The organism is Flavobacterium aquidurense, from assembly GCF_001404985.1.
Taxonomy (GTDB): domain Bacteria; phylum Bacteroidota; class Bacteroidia; order Flavobacteriales; family Flavobacteriaceae; genus Flavobacterium; species Flavobacterium aquidurense_B.
Window position 1 is genome coordinate 1 of sequence record NZ_JRLF01000013.1, and the last position, 16,497, is coordinate 16,497.

Genomic DNA, 16,497 nt, shown 5'->3' on the forward strand with positions numbered 1-16,497 from the left:
TAGATTATATTGATATTATTTTTTTACCATCTCAGCAAGAATTTCAATTTCTCGCTCTGAAGCATTTTTTGGTGGATTTGAATACAATTTCAAAATTTCATCTTCAAATTGATTTTTCAAACTTAAATCTTCTATGTCTCTTAAATTTAAAAGTGCCTTAGATCTCACATAAGTCGACTCACTTCTAAGAGACATCGTATATAATTTTTTAATATCATCTTCTTCGAAATCCTTAGATTTCAAAATTGAATACTTCAAAATAAACTGAGCAAATAACAATGATCCCTTATTATTGTTGATATTCTTCTTTAATGAATTTTGTAATAAAGAAAAACTCGAAACATTTTTAATACTCTCCCCTATTGCACTTTCAATTGCAATACGTTCCGGTTTGGTCTCAACTTTAAAGTATTTGTTTATATCTTTTAAAGAATTATTGATACTGTTTTCTTCTTTTTTACCTTTTTCTTCCCAGGCATCTTTAAGTCCAACAGTTTTGTTAAATACTAATTTTGAAGTAGTTGAATCTTTATCAACAGTAAAATAACCTAAACGTTGAAACTGAAATTTATCTTCGTTTTGCGCTGTTGATAAACTTGGTTCAACAAAACCAGTGATAATTTCTAAGGACTTAGGATTCACAAAATCTAAGAAATTTTTGTCTTTATAACTGTCCGGAGCTTCATCTGTAAACAAACGATCATACATACGAACTTCAGCCTCAATTGCGTGTGAAATAGAAACCCAATGCAATGTTCCGGATACTTTTCTTTGACTTGCTTCTGTCCCACTTCCACTCAAAGAATCCGTATCATAAGTTACATGAATCTCTGTAATATTTCCTTCGGAATCTTTTATAACACTTTCACCTTTAATAATATAAGCATTTTTAAGACGTACTTCTTTTCCTAAAGTCAAACGGAAAAACTTCGCAGGAGCTTCTTCAAGAAAGTCTTCTCTTTCGATATATAATTCACGAGAAAAAGGTACTTTCCTAAAACCGGCACTTTCATCTTCCTGATTATTTTCGGCTTCCAACCACTCTTCTTTTCCTTCAGGATAATTTGTAATTACCAGTTTTACAGGATCTAAAACAGCCATTACACGAGGTGCAATTTTGTTCAAATCTTCACGAATACAAAACTCCAAAACGGATACATTTATCAAATTATCACGTTTTGCAATTCCGGTTGTATTGGCAAAATTACGTAATGATGCAGCGGTATAACCACGTCTTCTTAATCCTGAAATAGTAGACATTCTTGGATCATCCCAACCGTTAACATGCTTTTCCTTAACTAGTTGCTGTAATTTTCTTTTACTAACAACAGTATGTGATAAGTTACGTCTTGCAAATTCTCTTTGCTTTGGACGTAGTTTATTTTCGTCTAAAATCTGATCTAAAAACCAATCGTATAATTCACGATGAGGCAAGAATTCAAGTGTACAGAATGAATGTGAAATTCCTTCTAAATAATCACTTTGTCCGTGTGCCCAATCATACATTGGATAAATTTTCCAGGAATCACCAGTTCTGTGATGTTCTTTATGTAAAATTCTGTACATAATAGGATCACGCATCAACATATTAGTTGATTTCATGTCAATTTTTGCACGAAGAATATGAGTTCCAGCCTCAAATTCACCATTTTTCATTCTTTCAAATAATCCTAAATTTTCTTCAACAGAACGATTTCTATACGGGCTATCAGTTCCAATTGTAGATGGAGTTCCTTTTTGAATTGCCATATCTTCAGAAGATTGGCTATCAACATATGCTTTATCTTTTTTAATTAATAAAACTGCCCAATCATACAATTGTTGGAAATAATCTGAAGCATAACGTTCTTCTGACCAGGTATAACCCAACCATTCAACATCTTTTTTAATGGCGTCAACAAATTCCTGTTCTTCTTTTTCTGGGTTTGTATCATCAAAACGTAAATTTACAGGAGATTGATAATCAAGTCCTAAACCAAAATTTAATGCAATAGAACTTGCATGACCAATATGTAAATAACCATTTGGTTCCGGTGGAAAACGAAAGTGAAGTTTGCTTTGTGACAGACCTGATTTAAGATCTTCTTCTATGATTTGTTCAATAAAATTGAGTGATTTCTCTTCTGATGCCATTATTTTATAGTAATTTTAGCAAAGATAAAAAAAAGGTTTCAGGTTTCAGGTTTAAAGTTACTTAACTGGCGTTAAACCTGAAACTTTAAACTTGAAACAACAAGAAAATGGGAGTTATTAAACTAAAAAATATCCGTACTTTTTCCTACCACGGATGTTTAATTGAAGAAGGAAAAATTGGATCTGATTACACTGTTGATCTAAAAATTAAAACCAATTTACAAAAATCAGCACAAACAGATCATCTTTTAGATACTGTTGACTATGTTCATTTGAACAAAATTGTTACCGAAGAAATGGCAATTCGTTCCCATTTATTAGAACATGTAGCCAAAAGAATCAATATTCGTGTACTTGCCGAAATAGAAATGATAGAAAAAACAACAGTTTGGGTTTCTAAAATAAATCCTCCTATTGGTGGTGATGTTGAATCAGTTACTATAAAAATGACCGAAAATAGAAAGTAATTCTTAAAATTAAAAAGCTAATTTTTAAAAATACTTCATTTTAATCTTTTGAAATTTAAAGATTTTAGTTACTTTTGCCATCCGTTCAACTACGGCGTCGTGGCCGAGCGGCTAGGCTGGGCTCTGCAAAAGCTCCTACTCCGGTTCGAATCCGGACGATGCCTCAAAAACCTTCAAGGAAACTTGGAGGTTTTTTTTATGGTTAATTTTCCACAAACTGCTCGGAAAACTAAATGAGATTAATTCGTTCATCGCAGGGATTAAATTACACTTATAAACATAAAAAAACCTCTGAAATACAGAGGTTTAAATGTATATTTTTGAGTTATTAACAACTACTTTTCAATCTTTTCAAAGGCATTTCGAACCATTTCTTTCTCTTTTGGAAACCAACCCTGAGTTATTAACACCAGTCCAAAAACCATTAAAACAATACTAATAGCTTTTTTTATCTTAAGAATATTAGTTGGAGTCATTTTAGATTTTAACTGTTTGGCTAATAATATTTTAATACAATCTACTAGTAAATATGTTATAATAACTGCCGTAAAAAAAGTAAACATTCTTGAGTTTTGCATTTCTAATTTTGGTCCTACAGATATGATAACTGCAAGCCAGAAACCTAATACACCAATGTTGATAACATTAAGTAAAAAGCCTTTTATAAACAAACTGCCGTAATTTCTTTTGATGATGTCACGATCAATTTCTTCATCATCAATTTTTTCTTCATTTTTTAATCTTACAAAAGAGATTATACCGTAAGCCAGCATAATAATTCCGCCAAAAATAAAGAGTGCAGGTTTATCCTTTAAACTCTGAATAAGTCTGTAACTTCCTAAATAAGCAATTCCTATAAAAAAAATATCACCTAATACTACACCAAGATCAAAAACTATTGCAGCTCTGAATCCTTTTGTAATACTGGTTTCCAGTAGTATAAAAAATACTGGACCTACCATAAAACTTAGAAAAAGTCCCCATGGCAGTCCAGCCAAAATATCATTTATCATTCAAATACGATTTCTTATTTTACTTCTTCGATTTTACCTCCAAAAACTGTTTTCTGATTAATTTGTTTTGGTTTACCATAAATGTAAATAGAGCCTCCTGCGCTTACTTTTGCATCAACTAAGGTCGAAGCATTCACATCTGCTTTTCCGCCCGCAGAAACGCTTACTTTAGTCTGAGACGTGGATAATTTACTTCCAAGGAAATATCCGCCAGCTCCTAAACTTGCATCAAGATTATCTGCTTTACCAGTTGCAATAATTTCTCCACCAGAAACTGAACTTACTTTAAGTTTATCAACATCTAAATCTACATTGATCTTACCGCCTTCTTGTGCACTCACTTTAAACGAAGTAGCTTTTAATGTTTCGTTACTTGTAACTTCTGCACCTTCATTAACATCAATCAATTCAATGTGTTTATAATACAAAGTTACCTCAAGATCATTTCCAGATAAAAGTTTAGGAAAAGGCATTCTTATTTTTAAAATACCATTTTTATTAACAGCTTCTAATTCTGCTTCCCTTGCTCCTTTTATAACCAATTTATTTTCAGATGACTGAACTAATTTTACACTTAATTTATCATAAACTTTAACCGTATCAAAATCACCTAATTCTTTGGTAACCTGACCAAAAGACATTTGAACAAATAAAATTGCAGCTCCTATAATTAACTTTTTCATACTTTTATTTTTTAAATTAAACTTCTATTCTGCTCTTCTCAAAAAATGGAAATCCAGTTGTTTTTTAACTAAATCGGCATTTTTAACCTTTACATATATTTCATCTCCAAGTTGTAAAATACTATTTGAAGTTGCCCCTACTAAAGCATATTGCTTTTCATCGAAGGTATAATAATCATCTTTTATTTCTCTGATTCTTACCATTCCTTCGCATTTGTTTGAAACAATTTCAACATAAATTCCCCATTCGGTAACACCGGAAATAACTCCAAGAAATTCTTCGTCCTGGTGATCCTGCATGTATTTAACCTGCATGTATTTAATACTGTCTCGTTCAGCATTCGTGGCTAAACTTTCCATATTCGAACAATGTAAACACTTTGTTTCATAAACTTCTTCATCTACAGAAGCTCCATTATCCAGGTAATATTGCAGCAAACGATGTACCATAACATCCGGATAACGACGAATTGGTGAAGTAAAATGGCTGTAATAATCAAAAGCTAAACCATAATGGCCAATATTTTCTGTCGAATATTTGGCTTTGCTCATACTTCTAATAGCAAGAGTATCAATTAAATTTTGCTCTTTTTTACCATTTACTTCTTCCATCAAAGCATTCAATGATTTCGAAATATCGCCTTTGTTTCTAAAATCTATTTTATAACCAAATTTAGCAATTACGGTTTGCATTGCAATTAATTTGTCTTCATTTGGTTCATCGTGAATCCTGTAAACAAATGTTTTCTTCTGTTTCCCAATGTATTCAGCCACTTTTCTATTGGCCAAAAGCATGAATTCTTCAATAAGATGATTCGCATCTTTAGAAACTTTAAAATAAACTCCTTCCGGTTCACCTTCTGCATCAAGATTAAACTTCACTTCGACTTTATCGAAAGAAATAGCGCCATTTGCCATTCTTTTCTTTCTTAGAATCTTAGCCAATTCATCTAATTTTAGAGTAGCATTTGTAATTTCATCAGAAACAGTATATGATTCTCCGGTAATTGAAATATCAACCGGAATTGTACTGTCTTTTGTTTCAATGATATATTGTGCTTCTTCGTATGCAAATCGCTGATCTGAATAAATTACTGTCCTGCCAAACCATTGGTTGATCACTTGTGCGTTTTCTGAAACTTCAAAAATAGCTGAGAACGTATATTTCTCTTCATTTGGACGTAATGAACAGGCAAAATTAGACAAAACTTCCGGAAGCATTGGCACTACTCTGTCTACTAAATAAACTGAAGTTGCCCGTTGATACGCTTCATCATCTAAGATTGTACCTTCTTCAAGATAATACGAAACATCGGCAATATGAATACCAATTTCGTAATTTCCATTCTCTAACTTATTGAATGACAAGGCATCATCAAAATCTTTTGCATCTTTTGGATCTATCGTAAACGTAAGTGTATCACGCATATCACGACGTTTTGCAATCTCAGATTCCTGAATCGAGGTATCAATTTTTTGTGCATAAACCTCTACTTCTACCGGAAAATCTGATGGCAAACCGTATTCAGCCAAAATAGCATGAATCTCTGTATTATGTTCTCCAGGTTTTCCTAAAACTTTTATAACAGAACCAAATGGACTATCAGCTCTTTTAGGCCAGTCTTCGATCGTAACTAAAACAACATCACCATTTTCTGCTTCTCCAAATTTATCTTTTGGGATAAAAATATCAGTATACATTTTAGGATTTGCTGTAGAAACAAAAGCAAAATTGGGTTGAATATCAATTACACCAACAAATTCTGTTTTATTTCTTTCTATAACTTCAATTACTTCACCTTCAGGTCTTTTACCTTTTCTTCTGTTATAAACGTAAACTTTTACTTTGTCTTTGTCCAGCGCACGATTCAAATTATTGGTCGGGATAAAAACATCTTCACTAAAATCAGGACAAATAAAATATGCCGTTTTTCTACTGGTCATATCAATTGTTCCTTCGTAATAATCCTGACTTTCGGCTTTTACTAAATATTTTCCAGGTTCAGATTCTATTATTTTTTTTGAAGCAGCCAGTATTTTTAAATCTTTTATAATCTGGTTTCTGCTTTTTGTATCGTCAAGTTCAAGCTTTGCTCCTATTTGTTTGTAATTAAATGCTTTATTAGGACTTTGCGATAAAATTTTTATTATTTTATTCGAGAAATCTTTCTCATTTTTTATCGGCTTTCTAATTTTCTTACTCATATATCTTTTCTTAAAAAGTTAAAATTACAAATAAGATATCAGATTATAGATTTTAACAAATAAATTATTAAAAATATAACTTTCGTATATTTACAAAAAGACCTAATATGGAAAGCTTTAAAACCATTGCAGTATTCAATTATCAGCACGAAACAGTCGTTCTCAAACACTTATTAGAGCAAGAGCAAATTCCATATTATTTTGAAAACGAAATGACCCTTTCAGTTGTTCCAATGTATACAACGGCACTGGGTGGAATCAAACTCAAAGTTCATCCAAACGATTTCGACGAAGTTCAGCAAATTCTAGACAATCTTAATAACCCTCTCAAAATTGTTTGAATCGATCTATTTTTTCAATTTCAAAAAATATTTTTTCTTTTTAAACTTTCAAAGTTGTCAACATATATTAAATACAACAAAAAGAAAAATTTAAATTAAATTAATTTTTGGTTGTTATTATAGCTTGTTAATATGTGCTATAAATTTATTTTTAAAAGCATTGAAATGAAGTTTCTCTTAGTTATCTTGAGTTATCAACATACTTATATTTAGTTAAAGGATTAATTTATAAGCGTTTTAGTATTTTAATTAACAACGGTTGACAACCAAAAAACAATTGATTTTGTAGATAAGTTGATAGGTTGATTTTTGTTGAAAATGGCATTTTTGGTATTGATAACTTTTCTAAAAATTCATGAAACTTTATTAGGTTATTTCATTGCAGTTTTGGATTAGGTTTTTTTTTGACACAACCAAAAAAAACTTCTAATTTTCTATCCGAACTTATGAACAAATAATGTTAATTTAAAGTTAACTGAATATCAACGAATTACGTTTTGCTATTAACATTATAAAATTTTAACAAAATAACTGCTTATTATTTATTGATTATGAGATACTTACAACGTTGTTAATAATGTTGATAAGTGTTAAGTTTTTGATATAAAGCTAGTTGTAATTTTACATTTTTTGCCACGAATTTCACGAATTTATTCGAATTGAATTTTAGCTTTTAAAAACACTTTTGATTTTTACAAAGAACAATAATTAGTGCTAATTTGTGAAATTCGTGGCTAAGTTTTTTCTAAATAGTACACAGCTAAGAAATTCTTTAAGTAAATTTGCATAACACAACTTAATAGTATAGAAAAAATGAAAATTTCGATAGGAAATGACCACGCTGGACCAGATTATAAAAAAGCAATTGTTGAAATGCTTAAAGCAAAAGGATATGAAGTAACCAATTATGGTACAGATTCTGAGGATTCTGTTGATTATCCTGATTTTGGTCATCCGGTTGCAAATGATGTATCTGAAGGTAAAGCTGATTTTGGAATCGTTATCTGCGGAAGCGGAAACGGAATTGCAATGACTGTTAATAAACACCCTAAAGTAAGAGCAGGTTTATGTTGGACTAAAGAAATTGCTTATTTAACCCGTTTACACAATGATGCAAATATTGTGAGTATTCCGGCGCGTTTTACATCTATTCCTCAAGCGGTAGAAATTGTTGAAACGTTTTTAACAACAGCTTTTGAAGGTGGAAGACACCAAAACAGAGTGAATAAAATCGCTTGTCAGTAAAAAGTCAAAAAAAAATCGGGTGCTCCGCACCAATAAGAATAGTAAGCCGGGCGGATTTTTAAAATTCATCCGGTTTTTTGTTTAAATCGGTTAATTTCAGTATTTTATAAGATTATTTTATACTTATTAACATTGTTAATATCTATATTTAAATATGGCTAATTAGTTAAAAATAAAGCAATTGTAAAGATATTTACGTTGTTAATAAACAATAGAAAAGCAATTAAAATTTGAATAAAAACAATTGCCGAGAATTTTATAATAAAAGAAGTTTTACTCGTTTTATGTCTAAAGAAAAGCATAGCTGTTAATAAACCTATTGTTCCACCAATTGCTTCAAAGAAAAACAGTGTATTTTCAGGAATTCTGCGTTTATTTTTTCTGGCTTGATTTTTATCATATCCGGCAAGAATAAAAACGAAGATATTAATACATAAAAGTGACAGTAATAAAACTTTCATTGGCTAAAAATTACAAACAAAGATATTATTTTAGTTGTATTAAAATTTAGGAAAAAATATAATAATGTAATTCACAATCAATGAGTCCAATACAACTATTTGAACAAAAAAAAGTAAGAAGCCATTATGATGCGGATAAAGAAATTTGGTATTTCTCAGTAATTGATGTGATTCAGATTTTAACAGGTACAGATCGTCCAAGAAAATATTGGGCAGATTTAAAAACTAAACTTTTAAAAGAAGGAAGTGAAGTGTCCGAAAAAATCGGACAGTTGAAAATGATAGCTGATGATGGAAAAAATCGACTGACAGATACTGCGGATACTGAAACTTTATTACGCTTAATTCAATCTATTCCTTCTCCAAAAGCTGAACCCTTTAAACAATGGTTGGCGAAAGTTGGTTATGAAAGACTTCAGGAATTGGCAGATCCGTCTCAAAGTTTAGATCGTGCTCGTGAAAATTGGCAAAATTTAGGTAGAAGTGAGAAATGGATTCAGCAAAGAATGACAGGGCAGGAGACTCGTAATAAATTAACTGATTATTGGAAAGAATCCGGAGTAGAGAAAAAGGATGAATTTGCAATGCTTACCAATATTATTCATCAGGAATGGACAGGATTATCAGTAAAAAAACACAAAGAAGTAAAAGGATTAGAATCTCAAAATTTAAGAGATCACATGTCTGAAGCAGAATTGATTTTTACTGCTTTGGCAGAACTTTCAACTAGACAAATTGCCGAAAGTGATGAAGCCAAAGGACTTTTACAAAATGCGAAAGCAAGTAAAAAAGGCGGTGCAATTGCAAAAAATGCAAGAATAGCTTTAGAAGATAAAACTGGAAAAAGTGTTGTAACAGGAGAAAATTTTCTCCCACCAGAGAAAAAAAAGCTGGAGTAAATTTAGAATTAAAAATAATCAAAAGATTTATGTTAGTTTTGATAAATCTAAAACAGTAATATAATAAAACATTTGCAAACTTCTCGAAACACTTTGCATGTTTGCTATTCAAATAAAACAAGAATGACTAATATTCAATTCATTGCCAAGACTGTTCCAACAGCAGCGATTAACATTCAAAACACGGTTAAATTATTAGACGAAGATTGTACGATTCCGTTTATTTCGCGTTACCGAAAAGATACAACCGGAAACCTTGATGAAGTTCAGATTGAGCAAATTGCAAAACTTCATAAAGAATACGAAGCGATTGTAAAACGTAAAGAAGCGGTTCTAAAATCGATAGAAGAGCAAAAATCGCTTACGCCTGAATTGAAACAGAAAATTGAACAAAGTTTTGATTTACAAGAAATTGAAGATTTTTATTTACCATATAAAAAGAAGAAAAAAACAAAGGCAGATGTTGCGCGCGAATTTGGTTTAGAACCTTTGGCAAAAATCATCATGTCTGAAAATGATGTTGATGTCGATTTTATTTCGACACAATATCTTAATGAAAATGTTATTAATGAAGAAGCAGCAATGCAAGGCGCACGCGATATTGTGGCCGAATGGATTAACGAAAATATTTATGTTCGTAAACAATTAAGACGTTTATATCAACGAAAAGCGACTATTGGAACTAAAGTTGTAAAAAAGAAAGCTGAAGAAGAAGGAGCACAAAAATTCAGTCAGTATTTTGATTGGGAAGAACCTTTGACAAAAGCACCTTCACACCGTTTATTAGCAATGCTTCGTGCAGAAAACGAAGGTTTTGTGAAGATGAAAGTAGATGTTGATATCGACGAAGCTTATGATGTAATTGATGAGATTATCATTAAAAAACAAAATAGTACAACGGCACATTTGCAATTAGCGATAGAAGACAGTTACAAACGATTATTGAATCCGGCGATTGGAAACGAAACTTTGCAGGAAGCAAAAGCAAAAGCTGATGCCAATTCTATTCAGGTTTTCGCGAACAATTTAGGTCAGTTATTATTAGCGCCGCCTTTGGGAGAAAAAAGAATTCTGGCAATCGATCCGGGATTTAGAAGCGGTTGTAAAGTAGTTTGTCTGGACGAAAAAGGCGATTTATTATACAATGAAACGATTTATCCGCATGCACCTCAAAATGAGGAAGCCATGGCGATCAAAAAAATCCGTTCGATGGTAAATGCGTATCAAATTGATGCCATTTCTATTGGAAACGGAACGGCTTCAAGAGAAACCGAATTTTTCATAAAAAAAATCGCGTTTGATAAACCGCTACAGGTTTTTATAGTTTCTGAAGCAGGAGCTTCGGTATATTCGGCTTCAAAAATTGCGCGTGAAGAATTTCCTAATTATGATGTAACGGTTCGTGGATCAGTTTCTATCGGACGACGACTTTCTGATCCTTTGGCTGAGTTGGTGAAAATCGACCCAAAAGCAATTGGAGTTGGACAATATCAACATGATGTAGATCAAACGAAACTAAAAGAAGAGTTAGATAATACCGTAATTCGCTGCGTAAACTCGGTTGGAATTAATATTAACACGGCTAGTAAACACTTATTAAGCTACGTGAGTGGAATAGGCGAGAAACTGGCGGAAAACATCGTACAATATCGCTCAGAAAATGGTCCGTTTGAAGATAGAAAACAGCTAAAAAAAGTGCCTCGCTTAGGCGAGAAAGCGTATCAGCAAGGTGCGGCTTTTATTAGAATTTCGAATGCTAAAAATCCGTTGGATAATTCGGCAGTACATCCGGAAGCTTATCCTGTTGTAGAGAAAATGGCGAAAGATTTAAAACTTTCGGTAAACGACTTAATTGCAAACAAAGAAAAAACAGCCCTAATTAAGGCAGAAAAATATATAACACCAGAAATTGGTTTACTAACCCTGAAAGACATCATAAAAGAACTTGAAAAGCCTGGATTAGACCCAAGAAAGTCTGCTAAGGTTTTTGAATTTGATGCAAATGTAAAATCAATCAAAGATTTGAGAACCGGAATGATTTTACCTGGAATTGTTAACAACATCACCAATTTTGGCTGTTTTGTTGACATCGGAATAAAAGAAAGCGGATTGGTTCACATTTCACAATTGAAAGCCGGTTTTGTAAGCGATGTAAATGAAGTGGTTAAGCTTCACCAACATGTTGATGTAAAAGTTACCGAAGTTGATGAAGACAGAAAAAGGATTCAGTTGACAATGGTTTTATAAAATTTAAAACCAAAAAAATAAAGTCCCAAATTACAAATTGTAGTTTGGGATTTTTCTTTTTATATCCTTTAAAAAACGTTTAAAACGTACTAATCTATTGGTATTAAAAGAAATAAGATTATGAGTTATCAAGCACGTTTCTCTACTAATAATTATTAAAACAATTCTTATTTAATACTATATATTTGCGCAAAATTTTAAACCCCAAAAACATGAAAAAATTAATTATAATTTTGTTTGTCTTATTATTCTCCACTGCAGGACATGCAAAATTTTATAAAGCTGTTTTGTATTTAACAGATGGAACTCAAAAAACAGGTTTAGCAAAACTTGTTGAGGAAGATGACTCAAAAGTTACTTTTAAAATAAATGAAGATTCAGATACTGAAAAAATAGCCAGCGCTGATCTTATTAAAATAATATACACTAATGAATCAGGTAGTATATTTACGATGGAATACCTTTATTTAACGAGCGCAAATGCTTTTTCAGGAAAATTTTCTAATTCTAGAAAAAAACGTTGGTTTGATATTGTGTACAATAAAGAATATAAAATAGGTAAAATCTTTGATAAAGGAGATAGCAGAAGAAATACTTTCAGATTGTCAAGTTCTTCGTATTTTTTTGGAAAGAAAGGAACGGACCATTTAGTCTATGGATACAATACTATGGGAAATGCGGTCAAATCATATGGGACAGATGCAACGATGAAAAAAATGGCTAAACAAGAATTTACGGATTGTCCAAAAATTAGTAAAGCAATCGAAAACGAGACATTTGAGTTAGATACGGTGTTAAATCGAATAACGGCTATTTTTGATAAGACAAAATGTAAATAAATAAAAACAAAAAAAAAATCCCAAATTACAATCGTAATTTGGGATTTTCTGTTTTTATGGATTACTTTAAAATTACTTTTTTAATAATGCTTTTATCTCCGTTTGTAATTTTTATCAAATACAAACCAGAAGAATAGTTGGATAAATTTATCTCTGTATTTTCAACAGTTGTTTTTTGTTCTGAAATTACTTTCCCTTGTGGAGAAATTACTGAAATCACTGATTTTTCAGGAGCAAAAACCGTAAATTTATCACTGCTTGGATTTGGATATAAAGTAACAATAGATTTCTCAATATCAAAATCATCAGTAGCTAAAGTAGCAGGCGTTTGAGGCAAATAAAAATTACCGGTTAATAAAAACGAATACAATGTTTTTAAAGTATGATTAAAATAACTGTTAGGCTCGTTTAACTGATTTAAGTCTGTGTAAGAAGCATTTAAATGTGTTTGATTTTCTCCTGCCATCGCTGCACACGCAAATGCACCAACAAAAGTAGCATTGTGCCATTGACCATTTAGAGTTCCGTTCTGGTTATATCCATCTTTAATATTCGAAGATCCTCCAAGATTTACACGAACAAAATCAGATGATTTTTTAGCATATGCTTTCGCATCGGCATTTCCAAACCATACATAATCAACAGCTATACGCCATGGAGTTCTGGCTGCATCATACGTATATGTTTTTCCTTCCCTGTTATATCCACTCGCCTGAGGAGAATAAGCACCAGATCCCTGACACCAATCAGAAACCAATCCGCCAACAGCATTATTTACCGTTAAGTTATTGTTGATAACCGTATATGATTTTGCCGCAACCGAATTCCAGAAAGAAGTATCGTTTGTAAATGTTCCAAAAACTCTGTAATACGCCGGAGAAAAATAAGAAGGATTGGTAATTTGGCTTCCGCCGAATTGATCTCCCGGTTTTAGAACAAAAGTATTTGCTTCGACTTCCTGAGCTTTTATAGCAGCTATTAAACTTTTCGCGTCATTTTTATAATTAATTGTTCCTGTACTTGTCCATTGATAATCGGCTACAATAAGGGCAAAAGCAGCATCAAGTTCAGCATCTGTTGCACCATTTGCACCATTAATTCCAGAACAGCCATTGATTTTCCAATTCATTACACCATTAGAGTTTACGTTGTCTTTATAATACAACCAAAGACCATCGAATAATGTTTTGTCAGCAGCATAAACGGCAAGCAGCATTCCGTACCCAATTCCTTCAGAGACAGTTTCAGACGGATTGTCAAACTTTACTCTGTATCGACCATTAGAACAGACTTCGACAAAGTTAGTTTTCCAGATGTTATAATTATTTTGGGCATCGAGGCTATTTTTATTTGATGCCATTAGACCATTTGTAAATATTACATTGGCCGGAAAGGGTTGCTTTTGTGAATAACTTTTAAGGCACAAAAAAGCAACAGTAATCAGAAGTAGGTTTTTCATAATTATTGTTATTAAATTTAGGGACGATAAAAGTAAGATTTTTTAGATAAAAACAAAACCCCAAACTACATTTTGTAATTTGGGGTTTATAATAAGGGTTTAAATTCTTATTTAATTTCTTCCTCTTCTTTTTTAACAGAAGGTGCAGGTGGAGTTTGATCGTCTTTAGCAGCGTTTTTAAATTCCTTAATTCCGCTTCCTAAACCTTTCATTAATTCCGGAATTTTTTTACCTCCAAAAAGTAATATCACAATACCTACTATTACGAGGATTTCTGTAAGACCTAATCTTCCCATGATTGTATATTTAATGCCGAAGCAAATTGATTTCTAAATTGTACCGCAAAGGTATATAGAAATATACGAAGAAGAAGTGTTTTTGGATTAAAATATTTGTTTCTATTAGCGTTAAATATTTTATAAAATGCTGAAATAACTGTATTCGTTTATTTTTGTAGGGCATTAACAAGACGATTAATTATTATATTTGCTCGTATAAAGAACCATAATGGCTAAGAAAAAATTCAATTTCAGAAAAAAATTATTCATCAAAAACCGATTGGTGATTTTGAATGAAGACACTTTTGAAGAAATTTTTTCATTCAAATTAAACTTAATGAATGTTTTTGTAACGTTTACATTAGGAGGTATATTTTTAATTTTAATTACTACTTTTATCATTGCTTTTACGCCTTTGCGCGAGTTTATTCCAGGCTATTCTTCTACAGAATTAAAAAAGAATGCAACTGAATTAGCGATTAAATCAGATTCATTAGAAACAGCTTTAAAGAAAAATGAGGCCTATATAAAAGGTATTCAGAAAGTGCTTAGGGGAGAATTAGAATATGCAAAATTTAATAAAGATTCTATTCTAGCAGATGCAGATGAACCTGTAGAAGTAAATATGAAACCTTCAGAAGAAGAAATTAAATTAAGAGAAGAAGTGAACAGGATGGAGAAGGAGTCGGGTGAAAAAACTCGTAATAAAAACAAAAGTGACAAGAAATAATACCTTAACAAATGTCTATTAAATCAGTTGCAGCAAAATTATTTGCCACCAAGATATATTATAAAACAAAGGCTTGGGCTAATAAACCAATCGAAACTCAACAAGCCATATTCAAGAGTTTAATCAATAGTGCCAAAGAAACGCAGTTTGGCACAGATCATCATTTTGATAAAATAAAAACGGTTCATGATTTCAGGAAACGCGTTCCGGTTCGTGATTATGAAGATTTAAAACCTTATATAGATAAGGTTCGAATGGGAGAAAAAAATATTCTCTGGAAAGGAAAACCTATTTATTTTGCTAAAACTTCTGGAACAACATCCGGGGCAAAATACATTCCGTTGACCAAGGATTCAATGCCATATCATATTGAAGCTTCGCGAAATGCGATTTTACACTATATATATGAAACCGGAAATGCTGATTTTGTCGATGGAAAAATGATTTTCCTGCAGGGAAGTCCAATTTTAATTGAAAAATACGGAATCAAATTTGGAAGATTATCCGGAATCGGTGCGCATTTTGTGCCTAAATATCTTCAAAAAAATAGAATGCCATCCTGGGAAACCAATTGTATTGAGGATTGGGATACCAAAGTAAATGCAATTGTAGGGGAAACAATTGAACAGGACATGACCATAATTTCCGGAATTCCTTCATGGGTACAAATGTATTTTGAGCGATTACAGGAAAAAAGTGGCGGTAAGAAAATTGGGGATTTATTTAAAAACTTTAATTTGTTTATTTACGGAGGTGTCAATTATGAACCTTATCGTGCCAAGTTCGAAAAAATGATTGGTCGTAAAGTAGACAGCATTGAGTTGTTTCCTGCTTCTGAAGGTTTTTTTGCCTATCAGGATTCGCAAAAAGAAAAAGGAATGCTTTTATTATTGAATTCAGGAATTTTCTATGAATTCATTAAAGCAGATGAATTCTTTTCAGAGAACCCAAAAAGTTATACTATTGGCGAAGTAGAAGTTGGTGTAAATTATGCCTTGATTATTTCTACAAATGCCGGATTATGGCGTTATAATATTGGTGATACCGTTCAGTTTACATCCTTATTTCCGCATAAAGTCATTGTTTCGGGCAGAATCAAACATTATATTTCTGCTTTTGGTGAACATGTTATTGCCAGCGAAGTCGAAAATGCAATGAAACAAGCCACTCAAGGAACTAAAATTGTAATTAACGAATTTACAGTCGCACCTCAAATAAATCCGTCAAACGGATTACCGTATCATGAATGGCTGGTAGAATTTGAAAATGAACCTGAAAATATCGAAACTTTTGCAGAAGCAATCGATGATTCAATGCGAAAACAAAACATTTATTACGATGATCTAATCACTGGAAATGTGTTGCGAAAAGTGGTTGTAACCAAAGTTTCGAAAAACGGATTTCAGGATTATATGAAATCTCAGGGAAAATTAGGCGGGCAGAATAAAATTCCGAGATTGTCGAATAACCGTGATATTGCAGATAATTTGAAATAGA

General features: G+C 31.9%; 15 protein-coding genes and 1 tRNA gene. 9 read left to right on the forward strand and 7 right to left on the reverse strand.

Annotated features, from left to right (window positions below; translation table 11 throughout):
- Nucleotides 1-15: 15 nt before the first annotated feature.
- Nucleotides 16-2,133 (reverse strand): glutamine--tRNA ligase/YqeY domain fusion protein, encoded by a 2,118-nt coding sequence (locus tag RC62_RS15315; RefSeq protein WP_055096754.1) that lies wholly within the window; start codon nucleotides 2,131-2,133, stop codon nucleotides 16-18.
- Nucleotides 2,134-2,240: 107 nt separating this feature from the next.
- Here RC62_RS15315 and folB point away from each other — a divergent pair, with 107 nt between their 5' ends.
- Together folB and RC62_RS22900 are read left to right on the forward strand one after the other, a co-directional pair.
- On the forward strand, nucleotides 2,241-2,600 hold the full coding sequence (gene folB / locus RC62_RS15320; protein WP_055096756.1) for a dihydroneopterin aldolase: 360 nt from the start codon (nucleotides 2,241-2,243) through the stop codon (nucleotides 2,598-2,600).
- A 93-nt stretch (nucleotides 2,601-2,693) separates the two neighbouring features.
- A tRNA-Cys gene (locus RC62_RS22900) sits at nucleotides 2,694-2,764 on the forward strand.
- Between the two features lie 171 nt (nucleotides 2,765-2,935).
- Here RC62_RS22900 and RC62_RS15325 read toward each other — a convergent pair.
- The 3 genes from RC62_RS15325 to rnr are packed head-to-tail and all read right to left on the reverse strand — an operon-like array spanning nucleotide 2,936 to nucleotide 6,501.
- Complete coding sequence (locus RC62_RS15325; RefSeq protein ID WP_055096758.1) at nucleotides 2,936-3,613, reverse strand: LysE family translocator; 678 nt, start codon at nucleotides 3,611-3,613, stop codon at nucleotides 2,936-2,938.
- 14 nt (nucleotides 3,614-3,627) lie between these two features.
- The gene (locus RC62_RS15330) at nucleotides 3,628-4,296 is read right to left on the reverse strand and encodes a head GIN domain-containing protein (protein WP_055096760.1); all 669 of its coding nucleotides are present in this window, start codon (nucleotides 4,294-4,296) and stop codon (nucleotides 3,628-3,630) included.
- 24 nt (nucleotides 4,297-4,320) lie between these two features.
- Nucleotides 4,321-6,501, reverse strand: a complete 2,181-nt coding sequence (rnr, locus tag RC62_RS15335) for a ribonuclease R (RefSeq protein WP_055096762.1) — start codon at nucleotides 6,499-6,501, stop codon at nucleotides 4,321-4,323.
- A 107-nt stretch (nucleotides 6,502-6,608) separates the two neighbouring features.
- Here rnr and RC62_RS15340 point away from each other — a divergent pair, with 107 nt between their 5' ends.
- Both RC62_RS15340 and rpiB read left to right on the forward strand, forming a co-directional pair.
- Nucleotides 6,609-6,842: a DUF2007 domain-containing protein gene (locus RC62_RS15340; RefSeq protein ID WP_055096764.1), complete on the forward strand. Its 234-nt coding sequence runs from the start codon at nucleotides 6,609-6,611 to the stop codon at nucleotides 6,840-6,842.
- Nucleotides 6,843-7,655: 813 nt separating this feature from the next.
- Complete coding sequence (rpiB, locus tag RC62_RS15345; RefSeq protein ID WP_055096766.1) at nucleotides 7,656-8,087, forward strand: ribose 5-phosphate isomerase B; 432 nt, start codon at nucleotides 7,656-7,658, stop codon at nucleotides 8,085-8,087.
- A 158-nt stretch (nucleotides 8,088-8,245) separates the two neighbouring features.
- On the opposite strand, the gene RC62_RS15350 is transcribed toward rpiB, so the two are convergent.
- Nucleotides 8,246-8,548, reverse strand: a complete 303-nt coding sequence (locus tag RC62_RS15350; protein WP_055096768.1) for a DUF1294 domain-containing protein — start codon at nucleotides 8,546-8,548, stop codon at nucleotides 8,246-8,248.
- 80 nt (nucleotides 8,549-8,628) lie between these two features.
- Between RC62_RS15350 and RC62_RS15355 the strand changes: the two genes are divergently transcribed.
- The 3 genes from RC62_RS15355 to RC62_RS15365 all read left to right on the forward strand — a co-directional run bounded on the left by RC62_RS15355 (nucleotide 8,629) and on the right by RC62_RS15365 (nucleotide 12,533).
- Nucleotides 8,629-9,447: a BRO family protein gene (locus tag RC62_RS15355; protein WP_055096770.1), complete on the forward strand. Its 819-nt coding sequence runs from the start codon at nucleotides 8,629-8,631 to the stop codon at nucleotides 9,445-9,447.
- Nucleotides 9,448-9,570: 123 nt separating this feature from the next.
- Nucleotides 9,571-11,694, forward strand: coding sequence for a Tex family protein (locus tag RC62_RS15360; protein WP_055096772.1), 2,124 nt, complete (start codon nucleotides 9,571-9,573; stop codon nucleotides 11,692-11,694).
- Between the two features lie 212 nt (nucleotides 11,695-11,906).
- Nucleotides 11,907-12,533 (forward strand): hypothetical protein, encoded by a 627-nt coding sequence (locus tag RC62_RS15365; RefSeq protein ID WP_055096774.1) that lies wholly within the window; start codon nucleotides 11,907-11,909, stop codon nucleotides 12,531-12,533.
- Between the two features lie 61 nt (nucleotides 12,534-12,594).
- On the opposite strand, the gene RC62_RS15370 is transcribed toward RC62_RS15365, so the two are convergent.
- Nucleotides 12,595-13,992, reverse strand: coding sequence for a glycosyl hydrolase family 8 (locus tag RC62_RS15370; protein WP_055096776.1), 1,398 nt, complete (start codon nucleotides 13,990-13,992; stop codon nucleotides 12,595-12,597).
- A 107-nt stretch (nucleotides 13,993-14,099) separates the two neighbouring features.
- Nucleotides 14,100-14,288, reverse strand: coding sequence for a twin-arginine translocase TatA/TatE family subunit (locus RC62_RS15375; RefSeq protein ID WP_055096778.1), 189 nt, complete (start codon nucleotides 14,286-14,288; stop codon nucleotides 14,100-14,102).
- 211 nt (nucleotides 14,289-14,499) lie between these two features.
- On the opposite strand from RC62_RS15375, the gene RC62_RS15380 reads away from it, so the two are divergent.
- Together RC62_RS15380 and RC62_RS15385 are read left to right on the forward strand one after the other, a co-directional pair.
- Complete coding sequence (locus RC62_RS15380; protein WP_055096780.1) at nucleotides 14,500-15,000, forward strand: hypothetical protein; 501 nt, start codon at nucleotides 14,500-14,502, stop codon at nucleotides 14,998-15,000.
- Nucleotides 15,001-15,011: 11 nt separating this feature from the next.
- Nucleotides 15,012-16,496 (forward strand): GH3 auxin-responsive promoter family protein, encoded by a 1,485-nt coding sequence (locus RC62_RS15385; RefSeq protein ID WP_055096782.1) that lies wholly within the window; start codon nucleotides 15,012-15,014, stop codon nucleotides 16,494-16,496.
- The last annotated feature ends 1 nt before the right edge of the window (nucleotide 16,497 follow it).

Bases quoted from the DNA above. Each gene is read 5' to 3' on its own strand.
- RC62_RS15370 (WP_055096776.1), bottom strand. From the start codon at position 13,992: ATGAAAAACCTACTTCTGATTACTGTTGCTTTTTTGTGCCTTAAAAGT.
- folB (WP_055096756.1), top strand. From the start codon at position 2,241: ATGGGAGTTATTAAACTAAAAAATATCCGTACTTTTTCCTACCACGGA.
- RC62_RS15340 (WP_055096764.1), top strand. From the start codon at position 6,609: ATGGAAAGCTTTAAAACCATTGCAGTATTCAATTATCAGCACGAAACA.
- RC62_RS15325 (WP_055096758.1), bottom strand. From the start codon at position 3,613: ATGATAAATGATATTTTGGCTGGACTGCCATGGGGACTTTTTCTAAGT.
- RC62_RS15385 (WP_055096782.1), top strand. From the start codon at position 15,012: ATGTCTATTAAATCAGTTGCAGCAAAATTATTTGCCACCAAGATATAT.
- RC62_RS15350 (WP_055096768.1), bottom strand. From the start codon at position 8,548: ATGAAAGTTTTATTACTGTCACTTTTATGTATTAATATCTTCGTTTTT.
- RC62_RS15365 (WP_055096774.1), top strand. From the start codon at position 11,907: ATGAAAAAATTAATTATAATTTTGTTTGTCTTATTATTCTCCACTGCA.
- RC62_RS15330 (WP_055096760.1), bottom strand. From the start codon at position 4,296: ATGAAAAAGTTAATTATAGGAGCTGCAATTTTATTTGTTCAAATGTCT.
- RC62_RS15315 (WP_055096754.1), bottom strand. From the start codon at position 2,133: ATGGCATCAGAAGAGAAATCACTCAATTTTATTGAACAAATCATAGAA.
- rpiB (WP_055096766.1), top strand. From the start codon at position 7,656: ATGAAAATTTCGATAGGAAATGACCACGCTGGACCAGATTATAAAAAA.
- rnr (WP_055096762.1), bottom strand. From the start codon at position 6,501: ATGAGTAAGAAAATTAGAAAGCCGATAAAAAATGAGAAAGATTTCTCG.
- RC62_RS15355 (WP_055096770.1), top strand. From the start codon at position 8,629: ATGAGTCCAATACAACTATTTGAACAAAAAAAAGTAAGAAGCCATTAT.
- RC62_RS15380 (WP_055096780.1), top strand. From the start codon at position 14,500: ATGGCTAAGAAAAAATTCAATTTCAGAAAAAAATTATTCATCAAAAAC.
- RC62_RS15375 (WP_055096778.1), bottom strand. From the start codon at position 14,288: ATGGGAAGATTAGGTCTTACAGAAATCCTCGTAATAGTAGGTATTGTG.
- RC62_RS15360 (WP_055096772.1), top strand. From the start codon at position 9,571: ATGACTAATATTCAATTCATTGCCAAGACTGTTCCAACAGCAGCGATT.